The sequence below is a fragment of the Streptosporangium brasiliense genome (assembly GCF_030811595.1).
In the GTDB taxonomy this organism is placed as follows: domain Bacteria; phylum Actinomycetota; class Actinomycetes; order Streptosporangiales; family Streptosporangiaceae; genus Streptosporangium; species Streptosporangium brasiliense.
Genome location: NZ_JAUSRB010000002.1, coordinates 3,112,029 through 3,127,762 on the forward strand (window position 1 = coordinate 3,112,029; position 15,734 = coordinate 3,127,762).

Annotated in this window: 12 protein-coding genes; 5 read left to right on the forward strand and 7 right to left on the reverse strand. The window is 71.4% G+C overall.

Annotated elements, in window-relative coordinates:
- Positions 1-6: 6 nt before the first annotated feature.
- Complete coding sequence (locus J2S55_RS23025) at positions 7-927, forward strand: ABC transporter substrate-binding protein (RefSeq protein WP_306864634.1); 921 nt, start codon at positions 7-9, stop codon at positions 925-927.
- 53 nt (positions 928-980) lie between these two features.
- On the opposite strand, the gene J2S55_RS23030 is transcribed toward J2S55_RS23025, so the two are convergent.
- Entirely contained in the window at positions 981-2,267 is a 1,287-nt protein-coding gene (locus tag J2S55_RS23030; protein WP_306864635.1) for an MFS transporter, read from the reverse strand.
- Complete coding sequence (locus J2S55_RS23035) at positions 2,267-3,226, reverse strand: NAD(P)/FAD-dependent oxidoreductase (RefSeq protein WP_306864636.1); 960 nt, start codon at positions 3,224-3,226, stop codon at positions 2,267-2,269. The genes J2S55_RS23030 and J2S55_RS23035 overlap by 1 nt, the downstream gene beginning before the upstream one ends.
- 133 nt (positions 3,227-3,359) lie before the next feature.
- Here J2S55_RS23035 and J2S55_RS23040 point away from each other — a divergent pair, with 133 nt between their 5' ends.
- The 3 genes from J2S55_RS23040 (at position 3,360) to J2S55_RS23050 (ending at position 7,011) form a co-directional block, all read left to right on the forward strand.
- Entirely contained in the window at positions 3,360-3,938 is a 579-nt protein-coding gene (locus J2S55_RS23040; RefSeq protein ID WP_306864637.1) for a helix-turn-helix domain-containing protein, read from the forward strand.
- A 190-nt stretch (positions 3,939-4,128) separates the two neighbouring features.
- Positions 4,129-6,438, forward strand: coding sequence for a transglycosylase domain-containing protein (locus J2S55_RS23045; protein WP_306864638.1), 2,310 nt, complete (start codon positions 4,129-4,131; stop codon positions 6,436-6,438).
- Positions 6,439-6,531: 93 nt separating this feature from the next.
- Positions 6,532-7,011 (forward strand): flavin reductase family protein, encoded by a 480-nt coding sequence (locus tag J2S55_RS23050; protein ID WP_306864639.1) that lies wholly within the window; start codon positions 6,532-6,534, stop codon positions 7,009-7,011.
- An 84-nt stretch (positions 7,012-7,095) separates the two neighbouring features.
- Here J2S55_RS23050 and J2S55_RS23055 read toward each other — a convergent pair whose 3' ends face one another.
- Positions 7,096-8,589 carry an MDR family MFS transporter gene (locus J2S55_RS23055; RefSeq protein WP_306864641.1) on the reverse strand — a complete coding sequence of 498 codons (1,494 nt, stop codon included), beginning with the start codon at positions 8,587-8,589 and terminating at the stop codon, positions 7,096-7,098.
- Positions 8,586-9,536, reverse strand: a complete 951-nt coding sequence (locus tag J2S55_RS23060) for an NAD(P)/FAD-dependent oxidoreductase (RefSeq protein ID WP_306864642.1) — start codon at positions 9,534-9,536, stop codon at positions 8,586-8,588. The genes J2S55_RS23055 and J2S55_RS23060 overlap by 4 nt, the downstream gene beginning before the upstream one ends.
- 72 nt (positions 9,537-9,608) lie before the next feature.
- On the opposite strand from J2S55_RS23060, the gene J2S55_RS23065 reads away from it, so the two are divergent.
- Positions 9,609-10,076: a MerR family transcriptional regulator gene (locus J2S55_RS23065; protein WP_306864644.1), complete on the forward strand. Its 468-nt coding sequence runs from the start codon at positions 9,609-9,611 to the stop codon at positions 10,074-10,076.
- Here J2S55_RS23065 and sppA read toward each other — a convergent pair.
- From sppA to J2S55_RS23080, 3 genes are all read right to left on the reverse strand, one after another.
- On the reverse strand, positions 10,073-11,773 hold the full coding sequence (gene sppA, locus J2S55_RS23070) for a signal peptide peptidase SppA (protein ID WP_306864645.1): 1,701 nt from the start codon (positions 11,771-11,773) through the stop codon (positions 10,073-10,075). The genes J2S55_RS23065 and sppA overlap by 4 nt on opposite strands.
- A 30-nt stretch (positions 11,774-11,803) precedes the next feature.
- Positions 11,804-13,819, reverse strand: a complete 2,016-nt coding sequence (locus J2S55_RS23075) for a S8 family peptidase (protein ID WP_306864647.1) — start codon at positions 13,817-13,819, stop codon at positions 11,804-11,806.
- 148 nt (positions 13,820-13,967) lie between these two features.
- Positions 13,968-15,581, reverse strand: a complete 1,614-nt coding sequence (locus J2S55_RS23080; protein WP_306864648.1) for a glycosyl hydrolase family 18 protein — start codon at positions 15,579-15,581, stop codon at positions 13,968-13,970.
- Between the last annotated feature and the right edge of the window lie 153 nt (positions 15,582-15,734).

Sequence of the window (15,734 nt, forward strand, 5' to 3'; positions counted from 1 at the left end):
AGCACGATGAAGCGCCTTTTCCGCACCGCGGCAGTCGTCCTGTCCGCGGCGCTCACTCTTACCGCGTGCGGTGGTGGTGGTGACCCGCTGACCAGCGCGTCCGCGAGCCCCGCGGGCTCGGGATCCGCGGCCGCCCCCGGGGGGAAGGTCGTCGTCGGTTCGGCCAACTTCCCGGAGAACGTCCTGCTCGCCGAGATCTACTCCCAGGCGCTGGAGGCCAAGGGCGTCCAGGTCGAGAAGAAGCTCAACATCGGCAGCCGCGAGGTCCTGTTCGACCAGGCCAAGAGCGGCGGCCTGACGGTCCTGCCGGAATACATCGGCTCCCTGCTCGCCTTCGTCGACAAGACGACCACGGCGAAGACCAAGGACGACGTCGTCGCCGGACTCAAGGAGAAGCTCCCGGCCGAGCTGGAGGTGCTGGAGCCCGCGGCCGCCGAGGACAACAACTCGCTGACGGTGACCAAGGCGACCGCCACCAAGGACGGCCTCACCACCATCGAGGACCTGGTCAAGGTCGCCAAGAACTACGCGGTCGGCGGCCCGCCGGAGTTCCAGTCCCGCCAGGAGAAGAACTTCAAGGACACCTACGGCCTTGAGTTCAAGGAGTGGAAGAAGACCGGCGACGCCACCGCCGACGCCATCAAGGACGGCACCGTCCAGGTCGGCAACGTCTTCACCACCGACCCCAAGATCGTGCTCAACGACCTGGTCTCGCTGCAGGACACCAAGAACGCCTTCGCCGCCGACAACATCGCTCCCCTGGTCAACAAGGCCGGGGTGAACGACACCGTGCGGACCACGCTGAACGCGGTCTCCGCCAAGCTCGACACCGCCGGGCTCCTGGCGCTGATGAAGCGCGTGGCGATCGACAAGGACGACGCCGCCACGGTCGCCAAGGACTGGCTGACCCAGAACAACCTGCTCTAGGCACTCCGGCACCGCCTGCGGCCCGCGCGGACCTCCGCGCGGGCCGCGCCGCGTCAGGCCACCGGCCGGGCCTTCCCGGCGGCCCCGTCGTGAGCCGGACGGACGGCGGCCGGGGCCGTGTCAGCCGCCGCGCGTCGCGTCGGGCGGTCCTGTCGTGCCCGGTCCAGGAGGATGAGGGGTACGGCGGCCGCGGCGAGGGCGGCCCCGATCAGGCAGACCGATGTGAGAGTGACCCCTTGTGTGAGTGGGGCGGCTGCCAGGACGGGGGTAATGCTGATGCCGAGCTGGAACGCCGACACGGTGGTGGCGCCGGCGAGGGTCGGCGCATCGGCCGCGATGGCGAAGACACGTCCGTAGAGAGCGGGGTTCAGCACGAACGCGGCGACGCCGATCAGGAGAACCGTGGGCACCACCGCCCAGACCTGCTGGATCACGCCGGCCATCACGACCGACAGGATCACGATCGCCGACGCGCCGGTGAGGAGCGCGAGGTGGGGGCGCCGATCGGAGACGCGGCCGCCGACGGACAGGCCGACGAAGGCGCCGACCCCGAAGAGCGCGAGGATCGCCGGGATCCAGACCTCGGGGACGCCGGTGATGTCGGCGAGCATGGCCGCCAGGTAGTTGAACGTGATCATGTACGCCGCGGTGGTCAGGATCGTGATCGCGTAGATGCCCCAGAGCATCGGTCTCCGCATCGTGGCGAGCTCCCGCGAGACACTCGGCCCGGTGGACCGGTCGACGCCCGAGCCGGCGGCGGGGAGTCCGAGGAGGCAACCGGCGATCCCGGCGACCGTCAGGGCCACGACGGCCCAGAAGCCGCCGCGCCACTGGATGAAGTGGCTGAGCAGCGTGCCCGCGGGGCCGCCGATGACCATCGCCACGCTGAGCCCGCTGACCACGACTCCGGAGGCGCGGGCGTTCCGGTCCGGCGTCACCAGGCTGATCGCGGTCACCGACGCGACGGCGAAGAAGCCCGCGTAGGCGATACCCGAGACCACCCTCGACAGCAGCAGGACCTGGTAGTCGCCCAGCAGGCCGACGACGATGCTGGCCGCGAAGACGCCCTGCGTCGCCACCAGCGCGGTGCGGCGAGGCCAGTGCAGGCTGAGCACCGCGAACGGTGGCCCGCCGATCACGACACCCAGCGCGAACGCGGTGATCAGGAACCCGGCCGAGGAGAGCGTGACGTCCAGATCGGCGGCCACCGCCGGCAGTACGCCGGCCAGCAGGAACTCCGCGGTCCCCATCGCGAACAGGCTGAAACCGAGCAGGTACACACCGGCGGGCAACCTGGCGGAGGGAGTGTCCCGGGGCGTCTCCGCGGTGATGCCCGCCATCAGATCGCACCCCCGGCGTCGGGCCCGTCGGGCGAGAGGGCAGCGGACAGCTCCCGTTCGAGCAGCCAGCCTGTCATGTTGATGGCGGCGGTGGAGCCCGCGCCCGCGGCGGCGATGACCTGCGCCCGGGGGTTGACCACGTTCCCGGCCGCCCAGACCCCGGGGACATCCGTGGCACCTTGGGGATCGACGGCGACGAGTCCGCTCACCGGGTCCTTGCCCGCGCCGAGCGCGGTCAGGACCGCTTCATGGGGCACCGGGCGGGGGGCCACGAAGATGGCCTCGCACGCGACCGTCCCGCCGTTGTCGAGCTCGATCGCGACCGGGTCCCCGCCCGCGGTGCCGGCATTCGCCACGACCCGTGTGACGCGCGCGTCGATCAGGCGCACGCCGTACGCCGTGAGGCGCTGCCGCTGGGCGGTGCTGACCTCGGCGCCGTTGACGCAGAAGGTCACCGAGGAGCTGTGACGGCGCATCAGCGCGGCCAGGTGCGCCGATACCGCCGCCATCGCGCCGCCGATCACGGCGATGGTGCGCCCCCGCACCTCGTAGCCGTGGCAGTGGGGGCAGTGGTGCACCTCGGACGCCCACCGCTCGGACAGCCCCGGGATGTCGGGCAGTTCGTCGGTCAGCCCGGTCGCGACCAGCACCGACCGGGCGCGCAGGGCGCGGTTGTCGTCGAGCCGCAGCTCGAACGTGCCGTCCGGGGCGCGCCGCGCGCCGGTCACCGATGCCCGCACAAGTGTCCCGCCGTAACGGGCGAGCTCCTCTCGTCCGGTCGCGACGAACTCTCCCGGCGCCATGCCGTCCCGGGTCAGGTACCCGTGCATGTGATCGGCGGGCCCGTTCCGGGGCTCTCCGCCGTCGACGACCAGAGTCGCGAACCGTGCTCTCGAGAGCACGACCCCGGCCGACAGGCCGGCGGCCCCGCCGCCGATGACGATCGTGTCCCACAGCATCTCTGACCCCGATCCGCTCGTTGGGTCCGTTGTTGCGTCCATTCGGATCACCTCCATGGAGAGGATCGGGAGACTTGGCCGGAATCGACAAACTCTGTTGCTGATTCCGGGACACATTGGTTGACTGCGTCCCATGGACGAGCAACCGAGCGTCAGTGCCGTGATAGAGCAGATCGCCCCTCGGCTGCGACGCGCCCGCGAGAAGAAGGGCATCAGCCTGGCCGACCTCGCGCGAGCCACCGGCATCTCGACCAGCACGCTGTCCCGGCTGGAGTCGGCTCAGCGCAAGCCGAGCCTTGAGCTGCTCCTGCCGATCACCGCGGTGCTGGGCATCCCCCTCGACGAGATCGTCGCCGTACCCCGGATACTCGATCCGCGCGTGCCGCAGCAGCCCACCAGAAAAGACGGCCGAGTGCTGATCCCGCTGTCGCGACACCAGGGAGAACCACGCGCGTACAAGATGACCATTCCGGCGCACGACGGAGAGCCCCACCTGCGGACCCACTCGGGCTACGAATGGCTCTACGTGCTCCGCGGACAGCTCCGCGTGAAACTGGGCGACCACGACTTCCTCATGGGAGCCGGCGAGGCGGCCGAGTTCGACTGCCAGATCCCGCACTGGTTCGGCGCCGCCGGACGCGGCAGCGTCGAACTGCTCAGCCTCTTCGGGAAGCAGGGCGAACGCATCCACCTGCGCACCCCACGGCGCTGACGCGGGAGCACGTGCCGGCCCGTGAGCCGGCCGCGCTCGTCCGGATCAGCCGATCAGGTGAGCGGGATCCGTGTGACCACGCGGACCGTACGGCGTCGAGGAGGCCCCGTTCCGCGACATCCAGCGGCATGCCCTTCATTCCACATATAGGTTAAAGACCGGCCATAAAGGGGTAACGAGGGAGAACCGTATGCGTGCGCCCGTCGAGCGGCTGCTCACCGACGCCAGGGGGACCGGCCGCCGGTCGCACGACACCGGAGCCGACGGATCGGCCGTCCGGAAGGTCGCCCGGCTCGCCGGAGCGGCAGTGGCCGCGGGGCTGCTGGCCAGCGCTCTCGCGCTGCCGGCCGTGGGCGGCGCGGGGGCGGTGGTCCTCACCGCCTCGGAGGAGCTGAACATCAGGCCGGTGGACCTCAAGGAGCCCCCGCTGGCGGAGAAGACGACGGTCCTGGACGCCCGGGGCAACCAGATCGCGCAGTTCTGGGACGTGTACCGCGAGGTCGTGCCGCTCAGCAAGGTGGCCGATGTGATGAAGACGGCGATCATCTCGATCGAGGACTACCGCTTCTACGAGCACGGCGCCATCGACATCGAGGGGACCATGCGGGCCCTGGCCAAGAACCTCTCCTCGGGCGGGGTGAGCCAGGGCGGCTCCAGCATCACCCAGCAGTACGTCAAGCAGGTGCTGCTCAACGCGGCGGTCACCGAGAAAGAGAAGAACAAGGTGCTGGAGGCCAGCTACGCGCGCAAGCTCAACGAGCTGCGTCACGCGATGGCGGTCGAGCAGAAATACTCCAAGGACCAGATCCTGGAGAAATACCTGAACATCGCCTTCTTCGGGGCGAGGGCCAACGGGGTCGAGGCGGCGGCCAAGCGGTTCTTCGGGGTGCCGGCGTCCAAGCTCACCCTGCCGCAGGCGGCGACCCTGGCGGCGGCCGTGCAGTCTCCCAACAGCACCGACCCCGAGGCCGGCAGGAAGGCCCGGCAGCGGCTGCTGGAGCGGCGCAACCTGGTGCTCGACCGGATGGCGCAGCTCAAGAAGATCACGCCGGAGGAGGCCGCGAAGGCCAAGAAGGAGAAGCTGGGCTACAAGGGCACGCCGCTGCCGGGCGGGTGCGAGGCCAGCCCCTACCCCTACTTCTGCATCTACGTGCGCAACGAGATCTCCGGCAACCCGGCCTTCGGCAAGACCGAGAAGGCCCGCCTCCAGTTCCTCAACCGCGGCGGGCTGACGATCAGGACGACGCTGGACCCGAGGATGCAGGCCGCGGCCGACGCGGCGATCAGGAAGCGGGTGTACGCCTCCGACAACCCGATGGCCTCCCAGGCGCTCGTGCAGCCGGGCACCGGTGCGATCAAGGCGATGGCGGCCAGCCGGAAGTACGGCATCGCCAAGCGCAGGAACGAGATGTCCTACAACGTGGTGGCCGACGCGGCGCACGGCGGCGGGGTGGGGTTCCAGGCGGGCTCGACGTTCAAGACCTTCACACTGATCACCGCGCTGAAGAAGGGCATGAAGGTCAGCGACGGCATCACCACCGGCGCCGGCTACCGCGCCCCCGGCTACGCGGCCTTCAAGAACTGCAAGGGCGAGAGCATCGGCGACCCGACCCACACCGTCACCAACGACGAGGGCTCGCCCGGGTTCAAGACGCTGCAGACCGGCACCTGGGGATCGGTCAACACCTTCTTCGTCGCCCTGGAGCAGCGCGTGGGGCTGTGTGACACGGTGGAGACCGCCAAGTCGCTGGGCATCAAGCGGTCCGACGGGCAGGCGCTGCAGGAGTACGAGACCTTCACCCTCGGCATCAACGAGATGGACCCGGTGACGGTGGCCAACGCCTACGCCGCGATCGGCGCGCGCGGCAAGTACTGCGCGCCGATGGCCATCACCCAGATCACCGACCGCGACGGCAAGGTGACCCGTTACACGCCGCAGTGCCGTCAGGCGCTGGACCCCGAGATCGCCGACGCGACGGCCGACGTCCTGTCCGGGGTGTTCACCAAGGGCACCATGCGCGGCGTGGGCGGCATCGGCCGCCCCGCGGCGGGCAAGACCGGCACCACGGACGCGTACGCCACCGCGTGGTTCGCCGGGTTCACCCCCGACCTGGCCGGCGCGGTGAGCATCGGCGACCCCCGCGGCTCGACGAAGCACAAGCTCACCGGCGTCACCATCGGCGGCAGGTACTACGGCATCGTCGCCGGCGCCAGCCTCCCCGGCCCGATCTGGAAGGACACCATGATGGCGGCGCTGAAGGGCGTCAGGGCCACCTCCTTCCACCCGATCAACTCCGCCCGCTTCGGTGGCTGCGGCCAGGACTGCGCTCCCGACCGGTCGGACGGCGACAGCCGGGAGGTCCGGAACGAGCCCTGGGACAGGGGACGCAACACCGACGACGAGGGCGGCCGAGGGAACGGCTGGGACCTCCGGAACGGCCGGGACCGGGGGAACGGTTGGGACGGCTGGGGCCGTGGGAACGGCCGTAACCGGGGGTGACGGTGCGGTGGGCCGGTCCGGGACGGAGCTCCCGGGGCCGGCCCCGGCGGCCGCCGGACCCTGGAGCCGGCGGCCTTCCGGAATGATTGCCGTATGAACGAGTTCATCGAGGCCATGGCGCAGGTGCCCACCGCCGTGACGGTCATCACCGTGAAGGACGGGCGCGACGACGTGGGGGCGACGGTGGGCACCCTTGTCTCCGTCTCGCTCGACCCCCGGCTGGTGATGGTGAGCCTGGAGAACACCGGTTACCTCAATGAGCTGCTGCTGCGCCGGGACCGCTGGGCCGCCAGCGTGCTGTCCGCCGGGCAGAAGGCGATCGCCAGCCGCTTCGCCACCGCCGGCCGGCCCGGTGCCCGGCTGCTGCTCGCGGGCGTGCCCCACCACCGGGGGGAGCTGAGCGAGGCGCTCGTCGTGGACGGCGGTGTGACCGCCCTGGAGGCCGAGACGGCCCAGGTCGTCCCGGCCGGGGACCACACCCTCTACATCGCCCGGGTGCTCGACGTGAGCTACGTCGACGCGGGAGTCCTCCCGCTCGTACGGCTCCGCAGCCGGTACCGTCCGGCCGGCTGACCGCTGTCACGGCGCGCACTCGGTGACCGGTGTCACGGCGCGCACCCGGTGACCGCTGTCACGGCGAGCGCCCGGCGGCCGCTGTCACGACGGCCGGACGGTCTCCGGAGCGGCCCCGGCCCTCCCGGACGCCTCCGCCCTGGGCATGGCGGCCATGAGGGCGACGAGGGCGACCGCCGGCGCCACCCCCCAGACCAGGACCTCGGGGACCGCTCCGGCGATCGCCTCCGGCCGCTGGTCGTCCCCCACGTGGCGGATGAGGAGGTTGTTGAACAGGGCGACCCCCACGGCCATGCCGAACCCGCGGACCGTCACCACCGCCGAGGTGACGGCCCCGAGGTCGGCGGGCCGTACCGCGTTCTGCGCGACGGTCATGAGGTTCTGCATGATCAGGCCGAAACCGACGCCGAGCACCGCCATCCCCGCGGCCACGAGCGCGTAGGGGCTGTCCAGGTCCGCCCGGCTCAGCAGCAGCAGCCCCGGCACCACGATGACCGCGCCGGAGAGCAGATACGGCGTGAAACGCCCGCTTCTCCCGGCCCGGCCGCCGGTGATCGCGGAGACCACGATGAAGGTGATGAAGTACGGATTGCCGGCGAGTCCGGCCTGGGTGGCGCTGAGGTCGAAGGCGACCTGCAGGTAGGTGGGCAGGAACACGATCGAGCCGTACAGCAGGGCGCCGAGCAGCGCCGTGGCCGGGAACACGACGCGCAGCGTACGGCCGGCGAACAGCCTCGGCGGGATCAGCGGGGCGGCGGCACGCCGTTCCTGCCACCAGAAGGCCGCCGCCAGCGCCAGGGCGGTCACGACGAGCCCCAGGACGGCCGGCGAGGTCCAGGAGTGGGTGCGCCCGCCCCACTCGGTGACCAGCAGCAGGCTCACCGTGGCCCCGGCGAGCAGCACCGCGCCCGCGACGTCCATGCGGGCGCCGTCCCCGCTCCTGGGCAGCCGGAGCGAGGTGGCGACCAGGGCGATCGACAGCAGGCCGATCGGCAGGTTGACGTAGAAGATCCAGCGCCAGCCCGCGGCGTCGGTGAGGGAGCCGCCGACGAGCGGGCCGCCCACGCTGGCCAGGGCGAAGACGCCGCCCACGTAGCCCTGCACCCGGGCCCGCAGGCGGAGGGGGAAGAGCTCGGCGAGCGCGATGCTGGGGACGGTGAACAGCGCCCCCGCCCCGACGCCCTGCAGCGTCCGGGCGGCGATGAGCTGGGGCATGGACTGGGCGAGGCCGCACAGGGCGGAGGCGACGGTGAAGACGGTGATCGCGGACAGGAAGACGGCACGCCGTCCGAAACGGTCGCTCAGCCGCCCGTAGACCGCGCCGGTGGCGGTGGAGGCGAGCACGTAGGCGGTGACGATCCAGCCGATGGAGCCCGCCTCGCCGAGGTCGGCGGCGATGTCCGGCAGGGCGATGGCGACCACCGTCTGGTCCAGGACGGACATCAGGATGCCCAGCACGAGCCCCGCCACGGCGAAGGGGAGCCTCCCGGTCCCGGCCCCGTGGCCGCCCGCCGGGACGCTCTGGCCGGTGCCGGTGCCGGTGCCGGTGTCGGGGGAGGCGGTCCGGTCGGATGTCATGCCTGGTCCTTCCCGGCGGGGAACGGGGCGGGCAGCGCGAAGTCCGCGCTGAGCAGGTCCTGGTCCAGCACGCCGGCCGCGACGGTGCCGGAGGCCGCGGCGGCGACGACGGCGGCCAGCGGCATCGGCACGGTGGCCCGCCGGGCCATGTCCCCCGCCGCGTAGACGCCGGGCACGCTGGTCCGGCCGAACTCGTCGACCTCGACGGTGGAGTCGGGGAAGCCGGCGCACCCCAGCTTCCCGGCGATGCCGGAGCGCTGCCGGAGCGTGGTCTTGACGAACAGCGCGTCGCGGGCCAGCGGCTGGGCGCCCTCGAACACGATCTGCCTGATCCTGCCGTCCTCGCCCTCCAGACGGGTGATCGGCTCGCAGCGCGCCGGGATCCCGTTGCGGGCCAGCAGGTCCCGCATGGCCGGCTCCAGCGGGGCGCCGCCGGTGCACAGCACGACGTCGTCGGTGAACCGGCTCAGGTGCAGTGCCAGCCGTACCCGGTCCGGTCCCGCGCCGATCACGGCGACGCGCCCGCCGCTGACCTCGTACCCGTGGCAGTAGGGGCAGTGGAAGGCCGAGCGGCCCCACAGCTCCTCGACGCCGCTGATCGGGGGCAGCTCATCGGCCAGGCCGGTGGCCAGCAGCAGCCGCCGGCCCCGCTCGGCGCCGCCGCCGGCCGGCCGGACCTCGAACCCGTCATCGGGCAGGCGGCCCACCTCGTCCACGGCGACGTTCCGGGTCCGGACCGACGGGTAGGCCCCGAGCTGCTCGTGCCCGATCCGGCGCACCTCGGTCGGCGGCGTCCCGTCCCGGGTGAAGAAGTTGTGCACGGCCCCGGCGGGCGCGTTGCGCCCCTCTCCGGCGTCCAGCAGCAGCACGGTGCGGTGGGCACGGCCCAGGGTCAGGGCCGCGGCGAGTCCGGCCGGGCCGCCGCCAATGATGATCACATCAAGCATGTCGTCTCCTCTGCGGCGGGGACGGGTCCCCGTTCCTTGACAGCGGGACCAACTCTGCAAGTTAATGTGAACATGAAGTCAAGCGCCGGGGCCGAGATGACCATCGGAGAGCTCGCCGCGCGGTTCGACCTCGCCCCGCACGTGCTGCGGCACTGGGAGGCGATGGGGCTGCTGACCCCGGCGAGGAGGGCGAACGGGCGGCGCCGTTACACCGACGACCACCTGTCACGGGTGACGATGATCGTCCGAGGCAAGGCCGGCGGTCTCAGCCTGGAGCAGCTCCGCGAGATCCTCAACGCCGCCACCTCCGCCGAGCGGCGCGAGCTGCTCAGCCGGCACCGGGCGGAGCTGGAGCTGCGGATCCAGCAGACCCAGATGTCCAAGCAACTGGTCGAGCACGCGCTGGACTGCCGGGAGGAGGACTTCACCCGGTGCCGGACGTTCCAGCGGCTGTGCGCGGACCTGCCCGTCCCCACCGGCCGGCGGGAAGACCCGCCCGCCGGGGAGACCCTCGGCCGACCGTCGCCGAGATCGTTCTAGCGGACCGTCCACCCGCCGGGGAGCATGAGCGGGCCGTAGGACGGCAGGCCCAGCTCGGCGGCCAGCTGGGCGAGCGGTCCCCAGGCCTCCAGGCGGAGCCGTGCCATGGCGGCGGTCCTGTCCTCGCTGGACTCCGCCGGGCGCAGGCGCTCCAGCGGGCTCAGCTTGGGATAGACGCGCACCGGGGCGTCGGCGGCCAGGCCGGCCTGCCTGCGGGCCAGGATGAGGGCGTCCTCCAGGCCGCCGAGCTCGTCGACGAGCCCGCCGGCGTGGGCGTCGGCGCCGGTCCAGACCCGGCCCCTGGCCAGCTCGTGGGCCCGCTCCCGGGACAGGCCCCGGCCCTCGGCCACCTTGTTCACGAAGTCGTCGTAGACCCGGTCCAGCCAGGCGTTGACCCGCGCCCACTGGGCCTCGGAGAAGGCGTTGGTGGAGGAGAACATCCCGGCGTTGGCGCCCTCGCCGACCGTCTCGGAGGACACGCCGATCTTCTCCAGCAGCCCGCTGATGACCGCCTTGCCGCCGAACACGCCGATGGAGCCGGTGAGCGTGCCGGGCTGGGCCACGATCGTGTCGGCGGCCATCGAGACCATGTAGCCGCCGGAGGCCGCCATGTCGCCCATCGAGACCACGATCGGCTTGCCCGCCTTGCGGGTGAGGACCACCTCGCGCCAGATGGCGTCGGAGGCCACGTACGAACCGCCGGGGCTGTCCACCCGGAAGACGACGGCCTTGACGTGCTCGTCGCGGCGGGCCGCGCGCAGGGCGGCGCAGACGGTGTCGGAGCCCATCGCGCTGCCGCCGCCCAGCGGGCTCCGCCCGCTGCGGCCGAGCCGGATCGCGCCGTGGCCGTGGACCAGCGCGACGGTCTGCTCGCCGGGGCGCGGGAGCTTCTTGGCGATCGGGCCCTTGGCGTAGCGGCTCACGTAGAGCAGCAGGGCGTCGTCGCCGACGGCCTGCTTGACCTCGTCGTAGACCTCGTCGCGATAGGCCAGCCGGTCCACGAGCCCCGCCTCGACCGACTCGGCGCCGATGAACGGGCCCCGGTCGATGAGCTCGCGGACCTTGGCGGGGTCCAGCCCGCGCCCGTCGGCGACGCCCGCGACGACCTGCTCGGTGACCGACTCGGTGATGCGGCCCATCGACTCGCGATGGGCGTCGGTCATGTGGTCCTGGGTGAAGGTGTTGGCCGCGGTCTTGTACTCGTGCCGCTGGCCCATCTGGTACTCGACGCCGAGCTTGCCGAGCGCCCCCCGCAGGAAGCGCTGCTCCATCGCGACGCCGGTCAGCCCGACGTCGCCCGACGGCTGCAGGTAGACCCGCTCGAAGGCGCTGCCGAGGTAGTAGGGCACGGTGCCGGCGCCGAACTCGCCGAACGTCTCGGCGAAGGCGACGGTCAGCTTGCCGGAGGCCCGGAACCGGGTCACGGCCTCGCGCAGGTCCTGCACCATCGCCAGCCCCATCGGCTGGGTGCCGATCTTAACGATCAACGCCTTGACCCGGTCGTCCTTCCTGGCGCGCTTCAGCCCCGACAGCACGTCGGTCAGGCTCGTCTTGCGCATGGACAGGATCGCGCCCAGCGGATCGGCTGGAGGACCCTCTGTCAGGCCCTCGGTGAGGTCGAGTTCAAGGACCAGTGGAGCGGTGCGCCGCTGCCGGAACCGGTCGACGGTGTCGATGATCACCTTGGTCGCGTCCATGGCTATCACCCTAAGCGACCTATCTCGGACTTAAGCGATACGGCGTTCGTTCACCTGCTTTTTCAGCATTGAGGTGTATGCAGCGGAGGACGTACCCTTCAGCCGCTGCCTCTCCGCCGAGGCGAGAGCCTCCTTGACGGTGGTCGACCCGTTGACCTTCGCGGTGAAGTTGACCCCGCCGTGCGCCCAGTTCAGCCAGGCGGCCAGCAGCTCGCTCTCCAGCTTGACCTTCTTGGTGAGCTTCGTCTTCTTGGCGGGCTTGAGGACCCGGTAGGCCGCGCCCGGCGTGGAGGCGCGGGTGAGCTCGGGGAAGACGTCACTGGCCTTCGCGACCAGGCGCAGGTAGCAGCCGAGCGTCTCGTCCGTCAGCGTTCCCTTGCCCCGGGTCATCTCCGTGGCCCACCCGGCGGCGGTCAGGGTCTTGGTGGCCTTGCCCCGGGTGCACACCGCCGGCGCGGTGGCGGGTGAGGCGGTGACGGTCACCGTGACCGTCACCGTCGGCAGCGGGACCGGGCTGGGGGCGGGCGGGTCCGCCGGGCCGGGGGCCGGCACCGGGCCGGAGCTAGGGTCGGGGCTCGGGTCGTCATCGGAGCCGTCGTCGGGATCGTCCGGAGTGGGGTCGCCCGAGCCCGGCGACTGGGTCGCCGGTGGAGAAGGGGCCCGGTCGGTGAGCGCGCCGTAGACGTCGAGGCGGGGAGTGGTCACCCCGTCGTAGACGATCGGGCGGCCGGCCTTCCGCAACTGCTCCAGGAGCGCGTCCGGGGTGGCCTCCGCCGACTTCTGGGTCAGCAGCGCGAAGGCGCCCGCCACGTGCGGGGTCGCCATCGAGGTCCCGCTGTAGACCTGCCGGCCGCCACCGGGCACCGAGGAGTCGATGTCCACGCCGGGGGCGAAGAGGTCGAGGATCGAGCCGCGGTTGGACCAGTCGGGGATGACGTCGCCACCGTCGGTGGCCCCCACGGTCACCGCGCTGGAGATGCACCCGGGCGCCCCGGCGCCGGTCTCGTACTCGTTGCCGGCGGCGGCGACGGTGGCCACACCCTTGGCGCGCAGGGCCTCGATCCTCTCCTTCATCTCCTGAAGGGCGGGTTCGGCGTCGCACGCCCCGTTGAAGAGGCCGCCGCCGAGGCTGAGGTTCACCGCCGCGATGTCGCGGGTGCTCCTGGCGACGTGGTCGAGGGCCAGCAGGATCGAGGACTCGTAGGCGGTCAGGCAGGACTCCTCGCCGCAGGACTCGGCGTCGTCGATCCGGCTGAAGACCTGGATCGCCATGATGTCGGCGTCGGGGGCGACGGCGGAGGCGATCCCCGCCACGTGGGTGCCGTGGTCGCAGAGGTTGACCGAGTCCTTCACGCACATGGCGGTCTCCGCGTCGGCGGATCCCGTGCCGATCTGCGTGTCGCTCCCGCCGGGGCACAGGGACTTCGCGCCGTCGTCCGTGGCGGAGAAGCACGCCTCCTCCACGACCCTGCCGTGGAGCGCGGGGTGGTCCCGGTCGATCCCGGTGTCGATGACCGCGATCATCTGGCCCTTGCCGGTGAACCCCGCGGCGTGGGCCTGGTCCGCCCCGATCACACTGAGGCCGGTGCCCAGGTCGCTGGGGGAGTAGGTGCGGTCCCGGCGGACCGACACCACCCGGGGGTCATCGGCCAGCGCGGCCAGGGACTCGCCCGTGCCCTCGACCACGATGAACGAGGTGTCCGGCGGCTGGAGGACGACCTCGGTGCCGGACAGCGTCCGAGCCTCGCCGGCGACCGGCGCGGCCTCCGCCGGGGCGGTCACCTCGACGATGACGCGGGCTCCGTCGCCGTCGGCGGCCAGCCCGGGCTCCAGCTTGGGGGCCGGCGGCTGCTCGGCGGGCGGCGGGACGGGCGTCCCCTCGTCCGGGGGCGGTGCCTCCCCGCCGGGGGGCGGTGTCTCCGCGGCGGGTGCCGGAGAGTCCTGGGCGGCCGCCGGAGGCGGTGCCGGCGCCTCCTCGGCGAGCGCGGGAACGCCAGGGGCGACAGTGAGCACGATCGCCAGGGCCACGAGGGCTCGAAGTCGCACACGTCCTCCGGGGGATCAAACGGGCGATTGGGAGTCTAAGCAGCCATTTATCCCGAGTGAATACCTTGATCCGGATTCTGAGGAATCTTTCAGAAACGGCTCGGCCCCCCGCGGCGTGACGCGCACGGAGGGCCGAGTGTTCGAAATGCTACTTGAGTCCGTTGGCGATCGCGCTGATGAGTTCACCGTTGGCGGTGTCGCCGCTGGTCTCCCAGAAGAACGCGCCGCCCAGACCCTGGTTCTTGGCGTAGGTCATCTTGCCCGTGATGGTGGCCGGAGTGTCGTATCCCCACCACTGGCCGTTGCAGAAGGCGTAGGCCGTGCCACCGATGGTGCCGGTGGCGGGGCACTTGGTCTTGAGGACCTTGTAGTCCTCGTTGCCCGCCTCGTAGGTACCAGGGGCGGCGCCGGTGGCGGTGCCACCCGGAGCCGCCTGGGTCACGCCGGTCCAGCCGCGGCCGTAGAAGCCGATGCCGAGAAGGATCTTGTTGGCGGGCACGCCCTTGCCTTTGAGCTTCTGGACCGCGGCGTCGGAGTTGTAGCCGTCCTTCGGAATGCCGGGGTAGGCGGTCAGGGGCGAGTGCGGAGCCGTCGGGCCCTTCGCGTCCCAGCTGCCGAAGAAGTCGTACGTCATCGGCATGATCCAGTCGAGGTACTGAGCCCCGCCGGCGTAGTCGGCGACGTCCATCTTGCCGCCGGTGGAGCCGTCGGCGGTGATCGCCGAGGTGACCAGAGCGGTGGGGCCGAACTTGGCGCGCAGCGCGGACAAGACGTTCTTGTACGCGGCCGGGCCGCTGGTGTCACAGGTCAGGCCGCAGGCGTTGGGGTACTCCCAGTCGATGTCGATGCCGTCGAAGACATCGGCCCAGCGCGGGTCCTCGACCATCTTGTAGCAGGAGTCGGCGAACGCGGCCGGGTTGGCCGCGGCCTGGGTGAAGCCACCGGACCAGGTCCAGCCACCGATGGAGTAGATGACCTTGATGTTCGGGTAGGCCTTCTTCAGCTTGCGGAGCTGGTTGAAGTTGCCGCGCAGCGGCTGGTCCCAGGTGTCGGCGACGCCGTCGACGCTCTGGTCGGCGGTGTAGGCCTTCTCGTAGTCGGCGTAGGAGTCGCCGATCGAGCACCTGCCGCCGGCGGAGTTGCCGAAGGCGTACAGGATGTGCGTCAGCTTCGCCGCCGAACCGCTCGTGACCAGGTTCTTCACGTGGTAGTTGCGGCCGTAGACGCCCCATTCGGTGAAGTAGCCGACGACCTTCTTGCCCGAGGGGTCAGGGGTGACCGTCGGGGTGGGGGTGGGTGTCGGGTCGACCGTGGGAGTGACCGTCGGGGTGGGTGTCGGGGTGGGGGTGGGAGTCGGGTCCGGGTTGCCGCTGCCGTCGCAGGCGCCGCCGTTGAGCTTGCAGTTGAGCACGCCGGACAGCCCGCCGGGCGAGCCGGTGAAACCGAAGCTCACCGAGGCCCCCGCCGCCAGCGCCCCGTTCCAGGACTTGTTGACGAAGGTGTAGTGGTTGCCGCTCTTGGTGAGGTCGGCGTCCCAGGCGGAGGCGATCGAGTTGCCCGCCGGGAGGTCGAACTCGACCTTCCAGCTCGTCAGCGCGCTCGTCCCCGCCTTCACGGTGACCTTGCCCTGGAAGCCTGAGCCCCAGTCGGAGTCGGTCGAATAGGTGGCGGTGGCCGGAGTGGCGGCCGTCGCGGCGCTCAACCCCAGGGGGACGAGCAGCGCCGCCGCTGCGATTAGGGAGCCGATGGTGATTCGTCGCAAGGGTCGCTCCAGGTCAGAGAGTTCCTAGCCCCCGAATTCATAGGAAAGTTTCCTATTAGTTTCCAGAGCGTAAGTTCTCGTTCCCGGGTGGTCAATGCCCTGCCGGGCGACATAAGGCCGATTTAAGGTCCACCGGACGCCCGCCGTACCGCC